Source organism: Buttiauxella gaviniae (assembly GCF_040786275.1).
Taxonomy (GTDB): domain Bacteria; phylum Pseudomonadota; class Gammaproteobacteria; order Enterobacterales; family Enterobacteriaceae; genus Buttiauxella; species Buttiauxella gaviniae_A.
Genome location: NZ_JBFMVT010000002.1, coordinates 441213 through 456504, shown reverse-complemented (window position 1 = coordinate 456504; position 15292 = coordinate 441213). Strand labels below are relative to the sequence as shown.

Sequence of the window (15292 nt, the reverse complement as noted above, 5' to 3'; positions counted from 1 at the left end):
ACAACATTTGCCAAAATTTGAAGCCCAAGAGTGCCTCACATCCTTGTGAAATTGAATTAAAGCATTGGGTGATAAATTATTTGGCTAAATTAGCAACGGCCGCGCGTGCACCTTTATTCTCAAGCTCATTCCACGCCGCGGTGACGTGTTCAACAAATTGTTCATCAGCGGGCAGATCGCTGCCAAAAATTTCATGCAGAGTGAGCAGGGCGGCTACGCGTTCTGCCCCGGAGCTGTTATCAACCAGGGTTTTTATTTTCGCGGATAGCGGATCGCGAATATCAATTTCGTTCCCGGCATCGTCGATGCCGCTGACATAACGCATCCAGCCAGCGACTCCCAGCGCAAGGCATGGCCACGCATCGCCTTGTTGCAGATGCCAGCGCACGCTTTCCAGCATACGCTGCGGCAATTTTTGGCTACCGTCCATGGCAATTTGCCAGGTGCGGTGTTTAAGTGCCGGATTATCAAAACGCTCAAGTAAATTATGCGCATACTGCTGCAAATTCACTCCGGTCACGCGCAGCGTTGGCGCTTGTTCCTGCATCATTAATCGGAGTGCGGCCTGGCGGAAATTTTCATCGGCCATGCATTCATTAATATGCTGATAGCCCGCAAGGTACCCGAGATAAGCGAGGAACGAGTGGCTACCGTTGAGCATGCGCAGCTTCATCTGTTCCCAGGGCATGACATCGTCAACCATTTCCACGCCGACCTCTTCCCACGCCGGGCGGCCCGCAACGAAATTATCTTCAATAACCCACTGGATAAACGGTTCACCCGAAATCGCGCACGGATCTTCAACGCCCAGGGTATCGGTGATTTCTTGCAAGGATTCAGGCGTGGCCGCAGGGACGATTCTGTCCACCATAGTGCTTGGGAATGTCACATGTTCACGAATCCAGTCGGCTAATTCCTGACTGCGTGTTTCTGCCATGCCAATCACTGCGTTACGCACAACATGGCCGTTATCGGGAATATTGTCACAAGACAGCACCGTAAATGGACGAAGCCCACGTTCGCGGCGGCGATTAAGCGCTTCCACCAGAATCCCCGGCGCAGAATGTGGCTCCGTTGGGTTTTGCAGATCGTGAATAATACGTTCGTTATTGCCGTCGAGTTTGCCGGTTGCCGGATCGATGCAATAGCCTTTTTCCGTGACGGTAAGGGAGACAATGGCGACCTGCGGCTCGCAGAATTTCTCGATAATCGCATCGAGCCCATCCAGTTTCGCATTCAGACATTCGTTAACCGCCCCGACAACAATCGCCTGATTACCGTCGCGCCCTTTTTCCAGCACGGTGTATAAATGATCCTGCGCCCGCAGCGCGCTCATCAGCTTATCGCCGCTAAACAGGCTGATTTCACAAATGCCCCAGTCGCCGCCCAACTTATTAAGCACGCGGTCGGTCAACAATGCCTGATGCGCACGGTGAAACGCACCAAAGCCGAAATGGACGATACGGGTTTTTAACGCCCGACGGTCATAGCGCGGTTGTTGGACACTGGCAGGGAGCGTGACCGAAGCAATTGTATTCATAAATGCAAATCCTGGTTAACGAATTAGTAACATTGCGCAGTCTAAAGTTATATGACAACAAATTAAATTGGTGTGCTGGCTTTATCCCTTTAATGTGAGCTGGATCAACCAAAATTACCGCAGAATTTGACCATAAAGAAGAATCCGGTATGGTAGTAGTCAATACAGCATTGTAAAATTGGTATGACAACTTAACTGAGGAACTGTCGATGGAACAAACATGGCGTTGGTACGGCCCGAAAGACCCGGTATCTCTGGATGATGTGCGTCAGGCGGGCGCGACCGGTGTCGTTACTGCTCTGCATCACATCCCAAATGGTGAAGTCTGGCCGGTCGCTGATATTAAAGAGCGCCAGGCCGTACTGGCCGCAAAAGGCCTGACCTGGTCGGTAGTAGAAAGTATTCCGGTGCACGAAGAAATTAAAACTCACACCGGTGATTACGATAAGCATATTGCAAACTACCAGCAAAGCATTCGTAACCTGGCCGCGTGTGGCATCGACACCGTGTGCTACAACTTTATGCCGATTCTGGACTGGACGCGTACAGACCTGGAATATGAGTTGCCAGATGGTTCCAAAGCGCTGCGTTTCGATCAGATTGCCTTTGCGGCATTCGAGCTGCATATCCTCAAGCGTAAAGGCGCTGAGGCAGATTACAGTGAAGAAGAGCAGCGCCAGGCGCAGAGCTACTTCAACGCGATGTCCGATGCTGAAAAAGAGAAGCTGACGCGTAACATCATCGCGGGTTTACCGGGTGCAGAAGAGGGTTATACCCTTGAGCAATTCCACGCACGCCTGGCTGAATATGACGGCATCAGCAAAGACCAGTTGCGCGAAAACATGGCATACTTCCTGCGCGCAATTGTTGCGGTGGCGGAAGAAGTCGGCGTTCGCCTGGCGGTTCACCCGGACGATCCACCGCGCCCAATCCTCGGCTTGCCGCGTATTGTTTCAACCATCGAAGATATGCAATGGCTGAAAGAAACCGTCGATAGTATCTATAACGGCTTTACCATGTGCACCGGTTCTTACGGCGTTCGCGCGGATAACGATCTGGTTCGTATGATTGAAACGTTCGGCGACCGTATTCACTTCACCCATTTGCGTGCAACTTGCCGTGAAGATAACCCGAAAACCTTCCATGAAGGCGCTCACCTGCAGGGTGACGTAGACATGGTTTCGGTGGTGAAAGCGATTCTGACCGAAGAGCAGCGCCGTAAAAACAGTGGTGATTTGCGTCCGATTCCGATGCGTCCGGACCACGGTCATCAAATGCTTGACGATCTGCACAAGAAAACCAACCCGGGTTATTCTGCGATTGGCCGCCTGAAAGGGCTGGCAGAAGTGCGCGGTGTGGAACTGGCTCTGAAACAGACGATGTTCCCGGATCTGCTGAAGTAAGCTGAATATTCATTTAAAAACGCGCCTCATGGCGCGTTTTTATTATCGGTACATTCGTGTTTTAATTATTATAATTTACGCTCAGAAGTTATAGCCTAGCCCTATACGATAACGGGTTTGACGATCTGATGTTGTCGCCGTGTTATAACCAGAGGAAACATTTCCCACTTCAACAAAAGGAACCCAGGAACCTATTTTATAGGCGATACGGAAATTATATTCATAGTCTTCTTTTTTGTTATTGTACAAATCCTCGTTATCGGCAATTTTATAAATCCCATTCAGTTCAAACATCCAGTCACTGATATTATAACCTAGCCATACTTCCGGACGGTAAACCATGCGGTCATCTTTACCATCGCTATTGCGCCGTGCATACTCAAAGCGGTAACGGAAGGCGGTCCACCAACTGTCATCTATATTATATTGCACCCGAATATAAGGTTTGTAGAGGGTCATATCATCCCCCGTCTCTACGGCGATACCGGGCTGCCAGATGAGGCTCTGCCACTCAAACTGGTAACTCGCTGTGTACTCATTGCTGTTACTCTCCATGTTATTGAGGGCATCATTAGATTGTGCGTCGTTGGAGCGTGAGACCGCCTCCACCGCCACACCAAACCCTGTACCGAAGCGGTGAGACATATAAACACGGTCATAATTTCGGCCATCATCATAATACTCATGTCGATAATCAACATATCCCGCGTGAGCGGTTGCTGTTAATAATGGAACGAGTAATAAAGCATATCCATATTTCATGGTAATCCCTTTAAAGAAAAAATCGGATAAAATCCAATCTAACCTCCATCATTCAAAATAATGGTGGGGTTAAATAAGGTGTGGTTCCCTGGTGACGCTGCTGATTTTATTTAAGCGCGAAGATTGAAACCTTTTTAGTTTTGCCATGGAATGAAACTTGTGGCAAAAAAAAGAAGAATAAATAGACAAGGATCACTGTGTCGGTTTTTTCAAGAAATGAGATAAAGTGTTTTTATTTATATATTAAAGAAATACATACATAATATGAATATTTTGCAGAAGGATTAATGCAGAAATAAAAGAATATTCAGGAAGGTATAGATAAAAAAGAACCCCACAAAAGCGTGAGGTTCGGTACCCATTTGCAACGTACCGTATAGGTACGTTTAGGTTTCTTAGTCGGCACGACCCATAGAACGCTTTTCAGCGATATGGATACGGATCTTCTCACCGCTAACCATATATTCTGGAACCTGAATCACCAGACCTGTGGAAAGGGTTGCAGGCTTAGTACGGGAGCTTGCAGAAGCACCTTTAATGCCTGGAGCCGTTTCAATAATTTCCAGATCTACCGTCTGCGGCAATTCAAGCGCCAGCAGTTGGCCATCCCAGGTCAGAACCTGCATGTCTGGCATGCCGCCTTCAGGAATGAATTGCAGCTCTTCTTCAATCTGATCTTTGGTGAAGATATACGGGGTGTAATCTTCTTTATCCATGAACACGTATTCGTTGCCATCGATGTACGAGAAGTCAACGTAACGGCGGGTCAGAGTAATGGTGTCGACAATATCGTCACCTTTAAAGCGCTCTTCAACTTTCTGGCCGGTACGGACATCAGAAAAACGCATTTTATAAAGCGTTGCAGCGCCGCGAGCGCTCGGTGCCTGAATATCAATATCTTTAACAATCAGCAGTTTGCCATTGTAATTCAGTACCATACCTTTTTTGACTTCGTTAGCTCTTGCCATCGATGTTTCCTGTAAAAAATTGAGGAGCGAAAATATTGCGACAAATTACTCGCGAGGCGCAGTTCAGGCAAGCGGATTTAATGGGTAAATCGACATGGTAAAGCCGCGTCGCTACTGCTACAGTCCAGATCCTTGTCAGCCCACCGGAGCATTGCTGATGGACTGCCGTCCCGATTGCGGCGCGTGTTGCACCGCGCCTTCTGTATCAAGCCCGATCCCTGGCATGCCCAATGGCAAACCGGCGAATACGCGATGCGTTCAACTTGCTGATGACTTCATGTGCAAGATTTTCACTTCACCGTTGCGCCCGAAGGTTTGCGCGAGCTTACAGGCCAGCCGCGAAATGTGTGGCACAAATCGCCAGCAGGCCATGGATTACCTTATTTATCTTGAGGCCGCGACAGCGCCTTAAATATCTTTAATGCGCGCCATGCAATAAGCCGTGATGGCAATCATGCCCAGCGCGATATAAAACACGGTGTGGTAGTTCCAGATTTCAGCCACCACACCAGCCATTGACCCGGCAATAATCCAGCCAACACGCGTGGTATTAGTATACAGCGTGGTCGCCGCCCCCGCCTGACCCGGCATTAAATCCTGAAAATATAACATGCCGATACCTGCCAGAATGCCGATGAAAATTGCGTTCAGCAGTTGCAGACCTAGCAGCATGAATTCGTTATGCAGCGTCAGCATCCCAATGTAGAACAGCAAACCCGCTACCGCCGCGATCCGCATCAGAAAACGTTTCCCAAAGCGTTTAGCGTAATAGCCCGCGATGAGCATCGTTGGGATTTCAAGGCCGGCAGCCGTTCCCATCATCACGCCCGCCAGTTTCTCAGGCAGATGTAACTCATTGATGATGTAAAGCGGCATATTAATGATGTAGAGGCTATTGCATCCCCACATCATGGTGCAGGCGACAAACAGCAGCAGCGCGTCGCGGCGGTTGCGTCGTGGCGCTTCAAGCGTGGTCGTTTTCGTCACCACCTCTTTACGCATGGACGGCAACAGCATTCGCACCATGACGCTGCAAACCACAAACGCAAAAGCGGCGCTGAGATACATGGTGGTAAAGCCAAAACCCAGAGCCAGGGCATAGGCGATAGGTGGCCCAATGACCCAGGCAAGCGAAACCTGAGCACGCAAAATTGAGCTGAACATCACCGCTTCACGGCCCGTGCGGTCAGCGTGTTCGCGCGCCAGAGCAAACATTTGCGGGTTAGCGGTGGAGCCGAAGCTGCTGAGGAAAACGCCGACGAACAGCAACACAAAATAGTTACGGTTCCAGGCGAACAGCACGCAGGCTAAAGCGCCCAATAAGCAGCATACAAAAATAAGCGATTTGCGATCGCCTTTGCGATCTGAACGGCCCGCAAGAAACTGGCTAACCAAAATCCCGATGATTGCGCTGCCGGTGAAAAAGAAGCCAACCATCGCGGGGCGGGCATGAACTTCTTCTGTCAGAAACAGGCTCAGCGTGGGCGTTTGTAATGCGCCCGCAATTCCGGTTAAAAAAGCTACAATCAAAAAGGCAGAAGATGTTAAATCAAGGGGCTTACGGGTTGCTGCTATGGGGGAGTTTTGCATGCTCTCTGCGTCGCTAATCAATGAACGCGCGGAGTTTACGCGCCTTGTTCGTAAATAAATAGTTGTTCAAATCAAAAGCGACACGGAAAGCTAAAACGCCGTTCCTTATGTTGTTCAGCAAAAGCTGAAGTTAATAAATGGGGTGCTGAAGGTACAGTGATGTTGCTAACTTTTTCCACGTGATTAGCGCTGAAAATGTGCGTAACCTCTAAATTCCGATAACGAAATCACAACATCTCTTGCCTGAATCGTGGGGAATCTCCACACTGATTGAAACGTTTCAGCGTCGTCTTATTTAGTATCAGGAGTGGGATGGCGCATTTTTTCTCATAGCGGCTGAATCGTTTCAATTCAGCAAGAGAGGAGATCCATGTTCCAGTTATCTGTGCAGGACATTCATCCGGGGGCAAGCGCCGGAAATAAAGAAGAAGCCATACGTCAGGTTGCCGCTGCACTCGCGCAGGCTGGGAACGTCAGCATTGGCTACGTTGAAGGTATGCTGGCGCGTGAGCTGCAAACTTCGACTTATCTTGGCAACGGTATTGCGATTCCACACGGCACCACCGATACCCGCGATTTAGTGCTGAAAACTGGCGTTCAGGTGTTCCAGTTTCCGCAGGGCATCGAGTGGGGCGAAGGCCAAACCGCCTATGTGGCAATCGGTATTGCAGCAAGTTCCGATGAGCACCTTGGTTTGCTGCGTCAGCTGACGCATGTGCTCAGTGACGACAACGTCGCTGAACAACTCAAAACGGCAACATCAGCAGAAGAGCTTCGCGCGCTATTGATGGGGGAGAAACAATCCGCCTCCTTGCTGTTTGATAACTCGTTACTGGCGCTGGATGTTACCGCTACTGACCTGATGACGTTGCAGGCATTGAATGCCGGGCGTATCAAACAGGCGGGGGCGGCAGATGCGGCCTTTGTCAGCAATGTCGTTTCCAGCAAGCCGCTCTATCTTGGGCAGGGTATCTGGCTCAATGACAGCCCTGAAGGCAACCTCGCAAGCGCAGTGGCTATCAGCCGTCCCGCTGCGACCTTTGAGACTGAAGGCCAACCGGTATCACTGTTGATGACGGTTGCTGTGGCCGACGACCAACCTCTACAGGTGCTTAATCGCCTGAGCGATATGTTGATTAACAAGACGGCTGAAAGCTTGCTGAACGCCGATGCGCCAGCGCTGCTGACGTTGCTGACCAGCGATGTGGCTCCCGCACAAAATACCCTGAGCGCTGAGTTCCAGATCCGCAATGAACATGGTTTACACGCACGTCCCGGGACTGTGCTGGTTAACACCATCAAACAATTTAATAGTGAGATTACCGTGACAAACCTTGATGGCACCGGCAAACCGGCCAATGGGCGCAGCCTGATGAAAGTCGTGGCGCTGGGCGTGAAGAAAGGCCACCACCTGCGCTTTACCGCACAAGGTGATGACGCTGAACTTGCGCTGAAAGCCATTGGTGAAGCTGTTGCAGCCGGTCTTGGCGAGGGGGCAGCATGAGTCGTCGCGTCGCAACCATTACCTTAAACCCGGCTTACGATCTCGTCGGTTACACGCCAGAAGTTGAACGGGGTGAAGTAAACCTGGTCCGCACCACTGGCCTGCATGCTGCGGGTAAGGGTATCAACGTTGCAAAAGTCCTGAAAGATTTAGGTATTGACGTCACCGTGGGTGGTTTCCTCGGTAAAGATAACCAGGACGGTTTTCAACAACTGTTCAGCGAATTAGGTATCGCCAACCGCTTCCAGGTGGTGCAGGGCCGCACACGTATCAATGTAAAACTGACCGAGAAAGACGGGGAAGTGACCGATTTCAATTTCTCCGGTTTCGAAGTCACACAGTCCGACTGGGACCGTTTTGTTGCCGACTCCCTAAGCTGGCTTGGCCAGTTTGATATGGTCTGCGTGAGCGGCAGTTTACCGGCAGGCGTTTCACCAGAAGCGTTCACCGACTGGATGACCCGTCTGCGCAGCCAGTGCCCTTGCATTATTTTCGACAGCAGCCGCGAAGCGTTAGTCGCTGGCTTGAAAGCTGCACCGTGGTTAGTGAAACCAAACCGCCGAGAGCTGGAAATCTGGGCGGGCCGCAAGCTTCCAGATATGAAAGACATAATCGAGGCTGCGCACGCGCTGCGTGAACAGGGGATTGCTCATGTAGTGATTTCTCTGGGCGCAGAAGGTGCGCTGTGGGTTAACGCTTCCGGCGAATGGATTGCGAAACCACCGGCGTGTGAAGTTGTCAGCACCGTGGGTGCAGGCGACTCCATGGTGGGCGGGCTTATCTACGGCCTGTTAATGCGTGAATCCAGCGAACATACCTTACGCCTTGCAACCGCAGTCGCGGCGCTGGCGGTAAGTCAGAGCAACGTCGGGATCACCGATCGCACTCAACTGGCGGCCATGATGGCCCGTGTTGATTTGAAACCTTTTAACTGACAGCAGGAGAGGAACAATGAAAACGCTGCTGATTATCGAACCGGGACTCGGCCAGGCTCGCGCTTACCTCGCGAAAACGCTGCTCGGTGCCGTCGCGCTTAAAGCGCATATGCAGATTATCGACAACCCAAATGATGCCGATATGGCTATCGTTGTGGGCAACGCTATTCCGGCAGATAGCTCGCTGAATGGCAAAAAGGTCTATCTGGGTGATATTGACCGTGCAGTTCAGCATCCGGAACTGTTTTTAGGTGAAGCGAAAGACAAAGCGAAACCGTATACCGCTCCGGTCAGTGCGACGCCTGTTGCGCAGGCAAAAGGGCCTAAACGCGTTGTCGCGGTAACCGCATGCCCAACGGGGGTTGCGCATACCTTTATGGCGGCGGAAGCTATTGAAACCGAAGCCAAAAAACGTGGCTGGTGGGTGAAAGTTGAAACCCGTGGTTCAGTGGGGGCGGGTAACGCGATTACCCCGGAAGAGGTTGCCGAAGCCGATCTGGTGATTGTGGCGGCGGACATCGAAGTGGATCTGGCGAAATTTGCTGGCAAGCCGATGTACCGTACTTCAACCGGTCTGGCGCTGAAGAAAACCGCCCAGGAGCTGGATAAAGCGGTAGTTGAGGCAACACCTTTTGAAGCGGCAGGGCAGAGCACTGCGGCTGTCAAAGAAGGGAAAAAAGAGTCCGCTGGCGCTTATCGCCACCTGCTGACCGGCGTGTCTTACATGTTGCCGATGGTTGTTGCGGGCGGTTTGTGTATCGCACTTTCCTTCGCTTTTGGTATCGAAGCGTTTAAAGAACCGGGTACGCTTGCTGCCGCACTGATGCAAATCGGTGGGGGCTCAGCCTTTGCGTTGATGGTGCCGGTTCTGGCGGGCTACATTGCCTTCTCGATTGCTGACCGTCCGGGTCTGACGCCGGGTCTTATCGGCGGTATGCTGGCGGTAAGCACGGGGTCTGGTTTTATCGGCGGTATTATTGCGGGCTTCCTCGCAGGCTACATTGCGAAGATGATCAGCACTAAGCTGAAATTGCCAGCCAGTATGGAAGCGTTGAAACCGATCCTTATCATTCCACTGTTCTCAAGCCTGGTGGTTGGCCTGGCGATGATTTACCTGATCGGTACGCCGGTTGCGAAAATCCTCGAAGGTTTGACTCACTGGCTGCAAACCATGGGCACCGCGAATGCAGTACTACTGGGCGCAATCCTCGGCGGCATGATGTGTACCGATATGGGCGGGCCGGTGAACAAAGCAGCGTACGCATTCGGTGTCGGTTTACTGAGTACGCAAACTTATGCCCCGATGGCCGCGATTATGGCCGCAGGCATGGTGCCACCGTTAGCGATGGGTCTGGCAACGCTGGTTGCGCGTCGTAAATTCGACAAAGCACAGCAAGAAGGCGGTAAAGCGGCAATGGTACTGGGTCTTTGCTTTATCACCGAAGGGGCAATTCCTTTCGCAGCGCGTGATCCGATGCGTGTTCTGCCGTGCTGTATCGTTGGTGGCGCGGTGACCGGCGCAATTTCCATGGCGGTGGGCGCGAAACTGATGGCTCCGCATGGCGGCTTGTTTGTACTGCTGATCCCTGGGGCGATTACCCCGGTTCTGGGTTACCTGATTGCGATAGTAGCGGGAACATTGCTGGCGGGTCTGTCTTATGCCTTCCTGAAACGTTCAGAAACTGAGTTAGCGGTAAAAGCAGCTTAATTTCAAATCAGTTAGCGCCATACCTTTAAGCTCCCTGCCATTGGCAGGGAGCTTTTTTACTTATGCAGCCGCTTCTTCGTGCTGCTGTGCCTTCAGCCAGGCAATCTCTTCGGCCCAAATATCTGGATTCGTGGTTTCCAGAATCAGTGGAATACCGTCGAAACGGTTGTCGCGCATAATCCAACTGAATGGCGTATGGCCGATGTTACCTTCGCCAAGGCTGTTATGGCGGTCAACACGGCTACCAAAGGCGCTTTTTGCGTCATTAAGATGCATGCCGCGCAAATATTTGAAACCAACAATGCGTTCAAACTCAGCGAAGGTTTTCTCGCAGTCAGTTTCAGTTCGCAGGTCATAACCTGCGGCAAACGCGTGGCAAGTATCAATGCAAACACCCACGCGAGATTTATCTTCCACGCCGTCAATAATTGCGGCCAGATGCTCGAAGCGGAAGCCAAGATTACTCCCCTGGCCTGCGGTGTTTTCAATCACCGCCGTTACCCCTTCGGTTTTATCCAGCGCAATGTTTATCGACTGGGCGATGCGCGCCAGGCACTCTTCTTCTGGGATCTGCATAAGGTGGCTGCCCGGGTGGAAATTCAGCAGCGTCAAACCCAACTGCATGCAGCGTTCCATCTCATCAATAAAAGCGTCGCGGGATTTTTCCAGCGCTTCTTCAACCGGATGACCCAGGTTAATCAGGTAGCTGTCGTGAGGGAGGATTTGGCCCGGGCCGTAGTTATATTTTTCGCAGGCGCGTTTGAAATGAGTGATAACTTCTTCGGTCAGCGGGGCTGCACGCCACTGGCGCTGGTTTTTGGTGAACAGGGCAAAAGCGGTGGCTTCCAGTTCGTGTGCGCGAATCGCGGCATTTTCCAGGCCACCTGCGGCACTGACGTGTGCGCCAATAAATTTCATTATTCTTTCTCCTGTCAAAACCCGCTATCGGGAAACGGCTAATGATAGCGGGTTAGCGAAGAAATATCAGGCCATAAAATGGTGGATACCGAGGTTAATCGCACCGCCACCGACAATGAGCCAGATAAATAGCACCAGCGCCATTAACAGCGGGCGGACACCGGCTTTTTTCAGCGCGCTGAAGTGTGTGGTCAAACCCAATGCCGCCATCGCCATGGCTAACAAGAAAGTATCCAGCGTTATCAAGGCGTTTACAACCGAGGCGGGCAGCAGGTGGAACGAGTTAAACATTGCCACCACAATAAACAGCACTGCAAACCAAGGAATAGTGATTTTACTTTTTTGCGCCTGACCTGCCGGAGCAAGCTGTTTAACCCGAGCCGCCAGGAAAATCAGGAACGGGGCCAGCATCATGACGCGCAGCATTTTTGCAATGACCGCAGCGTTCTCTGTTTCAGGACTAATCGCATGGCCCGCCGCAACGACTTGCGCCACTTCATGCATGGTTGAACCGGTGTAAATCCCAAATGTTTCCGGTGTGAACCACTGTGTTACGTACGGATAAATCATGGGATAAATGAAGATGGCAAGGGTACCGAAAATCACGACCGTTGCGACCGCTACCGTCACTTTACTGGCTTCGGCTTTCACGACTGGTTCGGTTGCAAGAATGGCGGCTGCTCCGCAAATACTGCTCCCGGCACCAATCAACCAGCTAGTTTGTTTATCCAGCCCAAACACTTTTTGACCCAGCCAGCAGGCGAGGGCGAAAGTACTGGTTAACGTCAGAATATCGATAATGACGCCGCTGGCGCCGACATCGGCAATTTGTGAAAACGTCAGTCGAAAGCCATAAAGTATGATCCCAAGGCGCAGTAAATGCTGTTTGGCGAACAGCACTCCGCCGTCGCAGTGCTGCCAGATTTTCGGGTAAACCGTGTTGCCAATTACCATCCCGCACAAAATCGCGAGTGTTAATGCCCCGAGGCCAAGACCCGCTACGGAAGGAATATTGCCCAACCAAAGCGCCAGCGCCGTAATAGCGCCTGCCAACGCAAGTCCCGGCAGGAAATGCCACAATGTATGACGATGAGTGGGAATTGATAACGTAGCCATAACCTTCTCCTTTGTGTTGGCAAAAGAGTAAGGGTTACTGGTTTAAAAATAAAATTGATTATATATTTATAATTAATCTGAATAAGTGTTAAGGCGTCTCAACCATGCATATCACCCTACGGCAACTCGAAGTCTTCGCCGAAGTCCTTAAAAGCGGTTCCACCACCCAGGCTTCTCAAATGCTGGCGCTGTCGCAATCGGCGGTGAGCGCGGCGCTGTCAGATCTCGAAGGGCAGTTGGGCGTGCAGTTGTTTGACAGGGTAGGGAAACGCCTGGTGGTCAACGAACACGGGCGCTTGTTATATCCTCGCGTTGTGGGGTTGCTGGAGCAGGCAACCGAAGTCGAGCAACTGTTTAAAGAAGATAACGGCGCCATTCGTGTTTACGCCAGCAGCACTATTGGCAACTATATTCTGCCGGAAATGATTGCTCACTATCGCCGTGATTTCCCCTCGCTGCCGCTGGAGATGAGCGTGGGTAATAGCCAGGACGTAATCAATGCGGTGGCGGATTTTCGGGTTGATATCGGCCTGATTGAAGGCCCAAGCCACATGACTGAGCTGGTCACGGAACCGTGGCTTGAAGACGAACTGGTGGTATTTTCCTCACCAGACGCACCGCTATTAAAGCAACCGGTCACACTGGAAAGCCTCGCTCAACAGCAGTGGATCCTGCGTGAAAAAGGCTCCGGCACGCGCGAAATTGTCGATTACCTGCTGCTTTCTCATTTGCCGCAGTTTCATCTTGGGATGGAGCTTGGAAATTCAGAGGCGATTAAACATGCGGTGCGTCATGGGCTGGGTATCAGTTGCCTGTCGCGCAGAGTGATTGCTGAGCAGCTTGAGTCAGGCTCGCTGGTGGAAGTATCTGTGCCGCTGCCACGCCTTGTACGCACGCTTTATCGTATCCATCATCGTCAAAAGCATATCTCTAACGCTTTGCAGCGTTTTTTGAAATATTGCGAAGAGTAGGATTTATCCCTGGAATTCCAGCCGATTATAAGTGCTTTGCTTATAATCCGCCGTCGATCATGAAGCTCTCTTATAACAGGGTATTTATCCTGGATGAATGAGGATGATTTGTTACAATCGCGCCTCATTTTTTGGAAGGACCGCAATTTTCTATGGTTTCTCAAGATAAAACCACACAAGCGCCTGGCTTACGTCGTGAGCTAAAAGCGCGCCACTTGACGATGATCGCCATTGGCGGTTCGATCGGTACCGGGCTGTTTGTTGCCTCAGGTGCAACCATTTCACAAGCGGGCCCTGGCGGCGCATTACTTTCCTACATACTGATTGGTCTGATGGTGTACTTCCTGATGACAAGCCTGGGTGAGCTTGCGGCTTATATGCCGGTTTCTGGCTCTTTTGCGACCTACGGGCAACAATACGTTGAAGAAGGCTTTGGCTTCGCGCTGGGCTGGAACTACTGGTACAACTGGGCAGTCACCATCGCCGTTGACCTGGTTGCATCACAGTTAGTGATGAACTATTGGTTCCCTGATACCCCAGGCTGGATCTGGAGTGCATTGTTCCTTGGCATCATGTTCTTGCTTAACTACATCTCCGTTAAAGGTTTTGGTGAAGCAGAATATTGGTTCTCCCTGATTAAAGTTGTCACGGTAGTCATTTTTATCATTGTCGGCGTGATGATGATTCTTGGCATCTTTAAAGGCGCGCAACCTGCGGGCTGGAGCAACTGGGCGATTGGCGATGCGCCGTTTGCCGGTGGATTCTCCGCCATGATAGGCGTGGCAATGATAGTCGGCTTCTCCTTCCAGGGGACTGAGCTTATCGGTGTTGCGGCGGGCGAGTCTGAAGATCCAGGCAAGAACATTCCACGTGCGGTGCGTCAGGTGTTCTGGCGTATCCTGCTGTTCTATGTGTTCGCGATTCTGATTATCAGCCTGATCATTCCTTATACCGACCCGAGCCTGCTGCGCAATGATGTGAAAGACATCGGCGTGAGCCCGTTCACACTGGTATTTGAACATGCGGGTCTGCTGTCTGCGGCAGCGGTAATGAACGCAGTTATCCTGACGGCGGTGCTGTCTGCGGGTAACTCCGGTATGTACGCCTCTACCCGTATGCTTTACACCCTGGCCTGCGATGGCAAAGCGCCGCACATCTTCTCTAAGCTGTCAAAAGGTGGTGTACCGCGTAACGCGCTGTATGCAACCACTGTGATTGCTGGCCTGTGCTTCCTCACTTCGATGTTTGGTAACCAAACGGTTTACCTGTGGCTGCTGAATACCTCAGGTATGACGGGCTTTATCGCCTGGTTGGGGATTGCCGTTAGCCACTACCGTTTCCGTCGCGGCTATGTGAAACAAGGGCGTGATCTTAAAGACTTACCGTATGTTTCCGGCTTCTTCCCGCTAGGGCCAATCTTTGCCTTCGTACTGTGCCTTATCATTACTCTGGGCCAGAACTATGAAGCCTTCCTGGCCGATAAGATTGACTGGGCAGGCGTAACGGCGACCTACATTGGTATTCCGTTGTTCCTGGCGATTTGGTTCGGTTACCGGATAACCAAAGGGACACGTTTTGTGAAATACAGCGAAATGACTTTCCCAAACACATTTAAAAAGTAACATCATAAGGGCGCGATTATCGCGCCCTTATTTATTTTCGCCCCCGTAATGCCCTTCATATACCCGTCATACTTCAAGCAGTTGTTGCCCTGGCGGCGCTCACTCACCCGAATCTCTTACTCAAGTAAGTTCATCGGGACTCGCTTTCTTGCCACGTTCCCGCAACGCGAATTATTTCAGGTATACATTACAAATTTTAACAATTTGATTGATAACCATTCTCGTTTAATTTAAGGTGTCGCCACTCTTTACCGC

At 51.2% G+C, this 15292-nt stretch carries 13 protein-coding genes; 7 read left to right on the top strand and 6 right to left on the bottom strand.

The window, feature by feature from the left end; translation table 11 throughout:
- Positions 1-76 precede the first annotated feature (76 nt).
- On the bottom strand, positions 77-1540 hold the full coding sequence (locus tag AB1E22_RS02805) for a mannitol dehydrogenase family protein (protein ID WP_367593994.1): 1464 nt from the start codon (positions 1538-1540) through the stop codon (positions 77-79).
- 209 nt (positions 1541-1749) lie between these two features.
- Between AB1E22_RS02805 and uxuA the strand changes: the two genes are divergently transcribed.
- Positions 1750-2943 carry a mannonate dehydratase gene (uxuA, locus tag AB1E22_RS02800; RefSeq protein WP_367593993.1) on the top strand — a complete coding sequence of 398 codons (1194 nt, stop codon included), beginning with the start codon at positions 1750-1752 and terminating at the stop codon, positions 2941-2943.
- A gap of 81 nt (positions 2944-3024) precedes the next feature.
- On the opposite strand, the gene AB1E22_RS02795 is transcribed toward uxuA, so the two are convergent.
- Positions 3025-3705, bottom strand: coding sequence for an oligogalacturonate-specific porin KdgM family protein (locus AB1E22_RS02795; protein WP_367593992.1), 681 nt, complete (start codon positions 3703-3705; stop codon positions 3025-3027).
- 395 nt (positions 3706-4100) lie between these two features.
- A complete protein-coding gene (gene yeiP / locus AB1E22_RS02790; protein ID WP_367593991.1) occupies positions 4101-4673 on the bottom strand; it encodes an elongation factor P-like protein YeiP in 573 nt (190 codons plus the stop codon).
- A gap of 157 nt (positions 4674-4830) precedes the next feature.
- On the opposite strand from yeiP, the gene AB1E22_RS02785 reads away from it, so the two are divergent.
- Complete coding sequence (locus AB1E22_RS02785; protein ID WP_367597308.1) at positions 4831-5085, top strand: YkgJ family cysteine cluster protein; 255 nt, start codon at positions 4831-4833, stop codon at positions 5083-5085.
- Here AB1E22_RS02785 and setB read toward each other — a convergent pair.
- Positions 5082-6263 carry a sugar efflux transporter SetB gene (gene setB, locus AB1E22_RS02780; RefSeq protein WP_367593990.1) on the bottom strand — a complete coding sequence of 394 codons (1182 nt, stop codon included), beginning with the start codon at positions 6261-6263 and terminating at the stop codon, positions 5082-5084. The two genes, AB1E22_RS02785 and setB, sit on opposite strands and share 4 nt — an antisense overlap.
- Before the next feature lie 370 nt (positions 6264-6633).
- On the opposite strand from setB, the gene fruB reads away from it, so the two are divergent.
- Genes fruB through fruA form a run of 3 tightly spaced genes read left to right on the top strand, consistent with a single transcriptional unit; the run spans position 6634 to position 10410 of the window.
- On the top strand, positions 6634-7767 hold the full coding sequence (fruB, locus tag AB1E22_RS02775) for a fused PTS fructose transporter subunit IIA/HPr protein (protein WP_367593989.1): 1134 nt from the start codon (positions 6634-6636) through the stop codon (positions 7765-7767).
- Positions 7764-8702, top strand: a complete 939-nt coding sequence (gene fruK, locus AB1E22_RS02770; protein WP_367593988.1) for a 1-phosphofructokinase — start codon at positions 7764-7766, stop codon at positions 8700-8702. The genes fruB and fruK overlap by 4 nt, the downstream gene beginning before the upstream one ends.
- A 16-nt stretch (positions 8703-8718) precedes the next feature.
- Positions 8719-10410 (top strand): PTS fructose transporter subunit IIBC, encoded by a 1692-nt coding sequence (gene fruA, locus AB1E22_RS02765; protein ID WP_367593987.1) that lies wholly within the window; start codon positions 8719-8721, stop codon positions 10408-10410.
- A gap of 60 nt (positions 10411-10470) precedes the next feature.
- Here fruA and nfo read toward each other — a convergent pair whose 3' ends face one another.
- Both nfo and AB1E22_RS02755 read right to left on the bottom strand, forming a co-directional pair.
- Positions 10471-11328, bottom strand: coding sequence for a deoxyribonuclease IV (nfo, locus tag AB1E22_RS02760; protein ID WP_367593986.1), 858 nt, complete (start codon positions 11326-11328; stop codon positions 10471-10473).
- A gap of 66 nt (positions 11329-11394) precedes the next feature.
- Entirely contained in the window at positions 11395-12444 is a 1050-nt protein-coding gene (locus AB1E22_RS02755; RefSeq protein WP_367593985.1) for a YeiH family protein, read from the bottom strand.
- Between the two features lie 104 nt (positions 12445-12548).
- Between AB1E22_RS02755 and yieE the strand changes: the two genes are divergently transcribed.
- The gene (gene yieE, locus AB1E22_RS02750; protein WP_367593984.1) at positions 12549-13415 is read left to right on the top strand and encodes a DNA-binding transcriptional regulator YeiE; all 867 of its coding nucleotides are present in this window, start codon (positions 12549-12551) and stop codon (positions 13413-13415) included.
- Between the two features lie 152 nt (positions 13416-13567).
- Positions 13568-15037 (top strand): amino acid permease, encoded by a 1470-nt coding sequence (locus AB1E22_RS02745; RefSeq protein ID WP_367593983.1) that lies wholly within the window; start codon positions 13568-13570, stop codon positions 15035-15037.
- Positions 15038-15292: the final 255 nt, after the last annotated feature.